The 9,840-nt window shown below is 26.9% G+C and carries 6 protein-coding genes; all 6 read left to right on the top strand.

What is annotated here, in order from left to right:
- Positions 1 to 5,277 (top strand): leucine-rich repeat protein (locus H612_RS09600; protein ID WP_051210187.1); only part of this gene is annotated, 5,277 nt, incomplete at its 5' end.
- Positions 5,278 to 5,401: 124 nt separating this feature from the next.
- Complete coding sequence (locus tag H612_RS0107380; protein WP_211223602.1) at positions 5,402 to 6,667, top strand: ABC transporter substrate-binding protein; 1,266 nt, start codon at positions 5,402 to 5,404, stop codon at positions 6,665 to 6,667.
- Complete coding sequence (locus H612_RS0107375) at positions 6,657 to 7,526, top strand: ABC transporter permease (RefSeq protein ID WP_027130863.1); 870 nt, start codon at positions 6,657 to 6,659, stop codon at positions 7,524 to 7,526. Before H612_RS0107380 ends, H612_RS0107375 begins: the two co-directional genes overlap by 11 nt.
- On the top strand, positions 7,519 to 8,301 hold the full coding sequence (locus H612_RS0107370; protein ID WP_027130862.1) for an ABC transporter permease: 783 nt from the start codon (positions 7,519 to 7,521) through the stop codon (positions 8,299 to 8,301). The genes H612_RS0107375 and H612_RS0107370 overlap by 8 nt, the downstream gene beginning before the upstream one ends.
- Entirely contained in the window at positions 8,289 to 8,945 is a 657-nt protein-coding gene (locus H612_RS09315; protein WP_051210185.1) for an ABC transporter ATP-binding protein, read from the top strand. The genes H612_RS0107370 and H612_RS09315 overlap by 13 nt, the downstream gene beginning before the upstream one ends.
- Complete coding sequence (locus H612_RS0107360) at positions 8,929 to 9,780, top strand: nucleoside hydrolase (RefSeq protein ID WP_035500459.1); 852 nt, start codon at positions 8,929 to 8,931, stop codon at positions 9,778 to 9,780. The genes H612_RS09315 and H612_RS0107360 overlap by 17 nt, the downstream gene beginning before the upstream one ends.
- The last annotated feature ends 60 nt before the right edge of the window (positions 9,781 to 9,840 follow it).

The raw sequence follows: 9,840 nt of genomic DNA, 5'->3' as shown, positions 1-9,840 counted from the left end.
CCAAAAGCAACAGAAACAGAAGTAGATGAGTACTTAGCAAATAATCCAGTAGAAGCAAAAGGAGATCAAAGTGAAGAAGGGGAAGCGAATAAACAAGAAGTTAACCCTGAGGCTAGCGATGAAGAAGTAAATAATAAAGAAGTAGAAGTAAAAGATGCAGTACTAAAAAATATATTAAAGAGAAAATTAGGAGTAATATCATCAAAAAATCTTACAGTAAAAGATTTAGAAAAAATAACTACATTAGATAATTTATATGGTGTAAAAGATTTATCCGCATTAAAATATGCGACTAATTTAACATCATTAGAAATTAATGGTGAGTACAATGAAATAAATGACATAAGTGCATTAAGAAATCTTACAAAATTGGAAAATCTTTCCTTAGAAAATACAAAAATCAAAGATATTTCGGCAATTAGTAATTTAATTAATTTAAGAGATTTAAATATATCTGGTCCATTTGTTGATCCAGAATATTCTGATGTAATGGTCAATCCAGCTGATTATATTATAAAAAATATAGAAGCACTTAAAAACTTAAAAAACTTAGAAACATTGAGTTTAGCTAATAGAGGGGTATCTGATATAAGTACACTAGCTAATCTAACAAATCTTAATGATGTTGTTTTATCAAATAATAATATTAGTGATATAAGTGTTTTAAAAAATCTAAAAAATATATCTTCACTAGATTTAACAAGTAATAAAAATATAGAAAATACAGATTCATTAAAAGAATTAACAAGCTTAACGAATCTGTGGCTTACAGAAAATAAAATAACTAATATAGAAGCACTTAAAGAATTAACAAATCTTAAAAAATTATATTTAAATGTAAATAAAATATCAGATTTATCGCCGCTAGTTAACTTAACCAACTTAACACACCTTAGTTTGGGAGCAAATGAATTAACTGATATTTCAAGTTTAGGTAGTTTAAAAAATTTAGTTTCGTTAAGAGCTGCTGATAATAAAATTACAGACGTTAGTTCGCTAACAAATCTTGTTAATTTAACAGATTTAAACTTAAGTAATAACAGTATTCATGATTTTTCTCCACTAAATAGTTTAGAAAAAATTAATAAACGTCGTGGTTTTGCAAAACAAATTGAAAATATAGAAGTAACTACTAATGAAATAACTCTACCTACTGCAAAAACTTTTGATGGTAGTGAAATAGGATTAGAAAAAAATGAAGATGGCTCATTAGTGCTTTATGAAGTTGAATATAAAAAAGGAAAAAATCAACCTAAAGTTAATGATGAAACAGAAGAATTAACACAGAAAGAAAAACAATATAAAATAATAGAAAAAGATGGAAAATATATTTTACCAGCCAATATAGAAAATGGATTATATGCAGTTCAATGGTTTAAAAATTATCAACAATGGGGAGTGTTTATATTAAACATAAATCTTCCAGAAAAATTACCAACAGATAAAGTTGAACTTACAGCTACAGAAAAAGTGGTGTACAGAAATCTACTTAATGACTGGAGCAATTTTAATAAGAAATACAAAAATTTAACTGATGAAGCAAATAATAATTATGTTGAAAATGGAAAACCTAGTGGAGTTCCTAAACCAACAAGTGAACAAGATTTTACAAGGGAAGATTTTTCTAAGTTAAGAGTTTTTGATAATAATGGTGAGGTAAGAATAGGGAATACACCAGTTGCAACATCAGTAAATAATGAATTGGTAAAGCTACTAGAAAATGCAGCAAATTTAGAAGAATTCAAAGTTCTTGCAAAAAAAGATGGAGTTAGAAATATTACAGATTTTTCTTTCTTAAATAGTTTAGAAAAATTAAAAATATTCTACTACACAAATCAAAACAAAACAGATGAGCGTGTTGCAATTTCTAATATTGACTTAACAGCTAATACTAATCTAGAAGATGTAAGAATTGGACAAGGGGATTTGACTAATCTAAACTTTGTTAGAGGATTGAACTTGAAAAATCTTGACGTTGAAGATAATAATATTAATGATATAAATGCAATTAGCGAGATGACAAGTCTTAAAGAACTTCACTTAGACAATAATAAACTTACTAATGAAAATATGTCAGCATTAACTAAATTAGTAAATCTTGAAACTTTATATTTGAAGAATAATAAAAATATAAGCGACATAAATTCATTGGCAGCTTTAAAAAATTTAGAAGCATTAGAATTAAAACATATTAGCGTTAAAAATCTAACGGTTTTAAAAGAACTTCCAAATCTTCGTCGTTTAGTAATAGATGGAAATCCATTAGCAGAAAATTATATGGAAATTATAAAAGAATTAGACCTTAATACTGCTTACTTAGGGGAAATTTCAAAGGATGATTTTGAATGGTTAAAAACTTACGCTATAAGAGGAGCATCTACTGCTAATCTTAATGAAAATAAACAACGCGAATTTACATTTACTAAATTACCAATAACAGTAGAAGTAAAAAAATCTCAGATTAAAGATGGAAAAGTTACTATTGAGAATCCGCTTAAAGATTGGGACGATATGGGAGCAGGATTAGACTATGAAAAAGATGCTCCGGAAGATTTAGAAGTACCAGAAGATGATGCTACTAATATTACTATAAATATTGGTGATAAAACTAATAAAGTTATAAAATATGATATTAATATAGAAGATTATAACAATGAATTTGAAGGTCGTCCAGCTAATATCCATGGGACAGTAGAACTTACTATAAATGTTGTAGATGATACTGTAGAAGAAAAAGTCGTATTAACTACACATGGAGATTTTATAAATATAAGCAATAATGAGGGAAATTCAACTTTTAACAAAAATGAAAGTGCAGAAATTATACTAACTCCTGATGAAAAACGTTATCCAATGTCTTTTAAAGTCAATGGTCAAGAAAAGGTTAATGAGCTAGCAAAAAATAATAATGTATACACCTATAGTTTCAACATTGAAAATAACACTGATATTAGGGTTATTTATCAAGAAACAAGAAAACTTACTTTTGAAGGTGATGGTCTTAGTGTGGTAGGTAAAGATATAACAAAACTTAATCATGGTGAAGAAGTAGTTGTGCAAATTACACCACCTTCAGGTAAAGTTATAAGTAAATTTACAGAAACAAATTACAACTCGCAAGGTGAAATAAGTAGAACAGGAAATAATAATACTAATAAATTACCATTGGTAAATGATAATAAATATACAATTAATAATTTAGATTATGATACTGTTTTGCATGTTGAATATGAAGATAAACCAACAACACCGAATCCGGAAAGTGAGTTTACTTTTGATGAAAATAGTGGAACAATAACAAATTATAGTTATTCTGGAAGAAAAGATGTAATTATTCCTGATGAAATAAACGGTATAAGGGTAGAACATATAGCAGATGCTTTCGCCTATGCGGGAATTGACAGTGTTGTATTACCAAAATATTTAAAATCAATAGGTGATCAAGCGTTTCAAGCTAATAATCTAAAAGAAGTAATAATACCAGAAGGTGTTGAAACTATAGGAATTATGGCGTTTAATGGAAATAAAATATCAAAATTAGTATTACCAAGTACACTAAAAACAATAGGAAGACAAGCGTTTAGGACAAATAGTTTAACTAATGTTACTATTCCTGAATCGGTAAAAGTGTTAGAAAAAGAAGTATTTGCTAATAATAAATTAGAAAATGTTACTTTATCAAATGAGGTAGTATTAAAAGGAGGTGGAATTTTCTTAAATAATAAATTAACTAGTTTTGAAATACCTACAGTAAATACAGAAATTCCTGAGAAAACTTTTGAGGGGAATAATTTAAGAGAAATAAGTATACCAAATGGAATAACTAAAATAGGAGAAAGAGCATTCTTTAATAATAATTTAACTTCTGTTAATATTTCAGAAACGGTAAAAAATATTGAAAACTTAGCATTTGCAAATAATAATTTAACTAGTGTAGTGTTAGGTGCAGAAACAATAGTTCATCCTACTTCATTTGATGATAATGTAGAAACTAATCTACCTAAAAAAGAAATAGAAGTAGCAGATGAGAGTGATTTTGAATTTAATGTAGAAACGAAGACGATTATTTCGTATAATGGAACTTCTCCGATAGTTAAAATTCCAGAAACGATAAATGGAGTAGCAGTAGAACATATAGGATATAAAGAAAGTGGTTTTGGATACTTCAAAGTAAAATTAGGAGCATTTGAATATAATGCAGAAGAAGGAAAGACTAACAAATTGTATAAAGTCATATTACCTAGTACTTTAAAATCAATAGATGATAATGCATTTAAAGATAATGATTTAAAAGAAATTTCTCTTTCAGAAGGATTGGAAAATATTGGGGTAAGTGCGTTTGAAAATAATAAATTGTCAAATGTGATATTGCCAAGTTCATTAAAAACTTTAGAAGAATATTCATTTAAAGGAAATGAAATAGCAGAAATTAATTTGGAAAATGTAACAAGATTAGAAAAAGGGGTGTTGGCTAATAATAAACTTTCAAGAGTAGAACTTAACTCTAATTTAGAAAAAATATCAGATGAATTATTTGAAAATAATAGATTGGAGGAAATAAACTTACCTGCTAATATTTCAAGTGTAGGCATTAACTCATTTAGCAATAACAAATTAACAAGCCTAGTACTTCCTAATTCGGTAACACTAATTAGTGACGGAGCATTTAGTAATAATCAAATTTCATCGAATCTAGAAATTCCTGAATCAGTAACAAATATAGGGAAAAATTCATTTTTAGGTAATGATATAGGGAAGTTAACAGTACTAGGTGGAGCAGAAATAAAATCAAGAGCATTTTATAGAGCTGGTGTTACTGATGTTAGCTTCAATGAAAATGTAAATATTTCAGGAAGTGAAGCATTTGGCTTTAACCCATTAGTAAATGTGTCAATTCCGAAAAGTACAATTTCATTAGGAGCATATGCTTTTGAAAGAAATATTTTAGAAAGTGTAGAATTACCTAGTACTTTAGTAGAAATAAAAGACGGTGCATTTGAAGTTAATAATATAAGAGAAATTTTAATTCCAAGTAGTGTAACAACAATAGGGAATGCAGCTTTCTTTAATAATGAATTGGATAGAATTACTTTGCAAGACGGGCTTGTAACAATAGGTGAGGGTGCTTTCCAAAAAAATAAATTAACAGAAGTAACAATTCCTAATTCAGTAACAGAAATTAAAAGAGGAGCTTTTACAGAAAACAATATTACAAGAGTTACTATAAGTGATGGTACTGTAAATAATGACGGATTTGATAGTAATAAAGTATTATAAAATTTGATTAAAGATAAGAAATTATTATTTTAAATTTATTTTATTGAAGAATTCTGTAAGAAACTATGCTTTTTATTATATTAAAAGAATATTATTAATTATATAAAGAAAGGATAATAAAAAAATGAAAAAAATATTTAAATACATTACAGTTTTGTTATCAGCTGTTTTAATAATTTTAGGTGTAACAGCATGTTCTACTAATAAAGAACAAAAAAATACTGATAGTCAAACACAACAAGTTCAAGATTTAAGTTATGATCAATTAAAAGAAAAAGCTAACGGAACTACTGTTAACTTTTATGGTTATGGCGGAAGTGAATTAACAAATAATTGGGTGGATAATGAATTAGCACCTATGGTTCAAAAAAATTATAACATTAAAGTAAATAGAGTTGGTATGAATATTGATGAAGTATTAAATTTAATGCTGAATGAAGATAAAGCAGGAAAAAAAGATGAGGGAAGTGTAGATTTAATTTGGATAAATGGCGAAAATTTTTATACTGCTAAAAAGAATAATTTATTGTTTGGACCGTTCGCCAATAAATTACCAAATTACAAGAAATATATAGATGCAAACTCTGATGATGTAAAAATGGATTTTGGTTATCCGACAGAATTTTATGAAGTACCTTACGGAAAAGCACAGTTTGTTATGATTTATAATTCAGATAGAGTAAAAGATGTTCCAACGAATTTGACTAAGTTAAAAGAATATGTAAAAGCACATCCAGGAAGATTTACTTATGCTACTATGCCAGATTTCACATCTTCTGCTTTTATAAGAAACGTAATTTCCGAAATTGTAGGGTATGAGCAATTTATGACTATGGATGCAGACTACGAAACTGTAAAAAAAGCAGTTCAACCTGCGATGGATTATCTAAAAGAGATAAAACCATATTTATGGAATCAAGGAAAAACATATCCAGCAGATACACCAGCGTTGGATAATATGTATAAAGATGGTGAGGTAGATTTTACTATGAGTTATAATCCAAATTCAGCGTCAGCAAATATTGAAAAGGGAAAATTCCCACAATCAACTAAAACATTTCTATTTGATAAAGGAACCACTGGAAATACACATTTCGTAGCTATTTCAAAAAATTCTAAAAACAAAGCAGGTGCTATGCTAGTTGCAAATCAAATTATATCAGCAGAGGCACAAATATCAAAATATAATCCTTCAATTTGGGGAGATATGCCAGTATTTGATATAGATAAATTGAGTAGCTCTGAAAAAGAAAAATTAGATGGGGTAAAATTGGGAGTTGCAACTATTCCACAAAGCGAGTTAGTGAAAAAACGTATTCCAGAAATGCCTGCAAAATTAGTACCAATTATTGAAAAAATTTGGGAAGAAGAAGTGTTAAATGCTAAATAGAAAATTAAGAATTATAGTTATGGTTACTCCTGCCATAGCTATAATTCTATTCGTACTATTTTTATCAATATATACAGGAATCAGTCAAAGTTTGGGATATTTTCCTGAGGTAGGTATGACGGAATTGAGTTTTGATTTTTACAGAAAGGTTTTTAACTCAAACGTTTTTTTGCCTAGTTTAAAATTTACATTTAGTTACTCACTTATCGCCTCTTTGTTATCAATAACAGTAGGAACTTTTCTTGCGATGATGACAAAAAAATATAATAGTGAACTAACAGAAAAATTATTGAATATCCCTATTATTGTACCGCACATGATATTTGCACTAATAGTTTTACAATTATTATCACAAAGTGGACTAATATCAAGATTTATGTTGAATTTTGGTTTGTTAAATAGTCAAGAAAATTTTCCATTGTTATTATTTTCAAAAAATTCTATAGGTATAATACTTTGTTACTTGATAAAAGAAATTCCTTTTGTTACGCTAACAGTTTTAGGAGTACTAAAAAGAATAAATATTCAGTACTATGAGCAAGCACAAAGTTTGGGAGCAAATAAAAGAAATGTATTTGTTAAAATAACTTTACCACTTTTATTACCAAATATCATATATGTCTTTTTAATAGTTTTTATTTATTCTTTTGGAGATTATGAAGTGGCACAGCTTTTAGGTCCAAGTTCTCCAAAACCACTCGCAACTTTAAGCTATAATGCATATACTAATCCATTGTTAACAGATAGACCGGAAGCTATGGTATACAATATGATAATTTTTAGTTTTGGTATAATATCAACGATATTTATGATATTTATTTTTAGGAAAATGATGAAATTAGGTGAAGATTATGATTAAAAAATTTTTAGAAGTAATAGTAATAATCGCTTTTATTATATTGTTTTCTCAAATGATACTTTGGGCATTTGTAGAAGATTGGTTATATCCTAATATTTTTCCAAATAAAATTTCATTGAGGATGTGGGATACAGCATTAAGTATAAAAGAATTAAAAGTTTTAGGATTTAGTGTTTTACTGTCCGTTGTAGTAACAATATTAACTATAGTTATATCATATCCTATTGCTAAGGTCCTTGCTCTGTATAAAATTAAATATAAAGGAATAATTAGATTTATTTTAATAATTCCATTTTTAATTCCAATGACTTCAATATCTATGGGAATTCATTTAGCATTTATAAAAATAGGATTGGCAAATAATGTTACAGGGATTATATTGTTAGAGCTATTTACATGCGTCCCTTATGCAGTTTTAGGATTAGAACCAATTTTAAAAATAATTGGAAAAGATATAGAAGAACAAGCACAAAGTTTGGGTGCTAATATTTTTAATATTATAATCAAGGTGACTTTACCTCTAATTTCGCCTGGTTTGATGGTAACATCAATTTTAGTATTTTTAGTTTCGATGAGTCAATATTTTATAGTATCTCTGATAGGTGGAGGAATTATAAAAACTTATCCATTGATAATGTTTCCATATATTTACGCAAAAGATCGTCATATAGCTTCGATTTATGGGTTAATATTTTTAGGAACATGTTTATTAGTAATATTTGTGTTTAGAACATTAGTAAGTAGGATGTATAAGGAGAAATTATGGAAGTATTAAAATTAAATAATATTAATTTTTCATATGATAGTACTGAGTTATTGAAAAATTTTAACTTTACTATGAAAAAAAATGATATATATGCAATAGTTGGCCCATCAGGATGTGGGAAAACCACTTTGTTAAGAATAATAGCAGGTTTAGAACAAGATTTTTCAGGAGAAATTTTATTAGAAAATAAGAATATCAATAAATTATCTGCAAACAAAAGAGATATAGTGCTTATGTTCCAAGATAATTTGTTATTTCCACACATGACAATAGAAGAAAATATTGCTTTTGGATTAAAAATGAAAAAATATCCTAAAAGGAAAATAAAAGAGTTAGTTAGACAGATGGTACAAGATATAAAACTAGAAAATAAATTAAAAAAATATCCTAGAGAATTATCAGGAGGACAGAAAAGAAGAGTAGCCTTAGCGCGTGCAATTATTTTGAATCCCAGAGTACTATTATTAGACGAACCTTTTATAGGATTAGATAAAGATATAAAATTAGAAATTATGGATTTATTAAAAAATATAAAGAATAAATATAACATGTCTATTATTTTTGTAACACATGATTTCAGCGAAGTAGAATATTTGGAAGCAAAATCTATTACTCTTAATAAAAAAGGAGAAAGTAATGAAAATAATATATGATTGTGACAATACGATGGGACTCGAGTACAGAGATATAGATGATGGTTTGGCACTATTATATTTGTATAAAAATCCATCTGTAAAATTATTAGGTGTGACTTTAACATTTGGAAATGATAGTTTAGAAAAAGTTATAGAAAGTACAGAAAGACTTAAGAAAAACTTATCTTTAAAAATAAATTTAATTTACGGAAATGAAACCGAAGACAGTTATTTAACTAATAAAGCAGCACAATTTATTGTAGAAGAAACTAAAAAATTTCCTGGTGAAATAACTATACTTGCGACAGGTTCTTTAAAAAATATTGCAGATGCTTATCTTCTAGATAATTCTATTTTTTCAAGAATAAAAACTATTGTAATGATGGGTGGAATAACTGAAGCCTTAGTTATAAATAACAAGGAAATGAAAGAATTAAATTTTACAATATCATATAAAAATTCATATGAGGTTTTAAAAAACAGTAAAAATTCAATAGTATTAACAGGAAATGCTTGTTTAAATTCTAAATTGTATATTAATGAAATAACGTCTATAATAAATTCTTTTTCAAACAATAATAAGTACCTATATGAAAAATGTATAAGTTGGATTAAATTTCACAGTGATGAATATGATGCAAATTATATTATAGTTTGGGACCTTTTAGCAGCTGTTTATGTAACAAATCCAGAGTATTTTGAAAATAAAAAATACAAAGTAGAGGTAAAAAGAGAATACTTAAAAACAGGATTTATAAAAAAGAGTTGTAATGGAAATCAAGTTATCCACATTCCAAATTTAAAAAATAAAGAAGATTATATTAAAATTGTAAAAAAAACTTATTCGATTTAGTAGAAATAAAAATTTGAACTAGAAGTTTAATTTGAATAGAAAAAATTAAACTTCTAGTTC

It is taken from the genome of Gemella cuniculi DSM 15828 (assembly GCF_000425665.1).
Classification (GTDB): Bacteria; Bacillota; Bacilli; order Staphylococcales; family Gemellaceae; genus Gemella; species Gemella cuniculi.
Note: the sequence above shows the minus strand (reverse complement) of the source record. Positions and strands in the feature narration are given on the sequence as shown.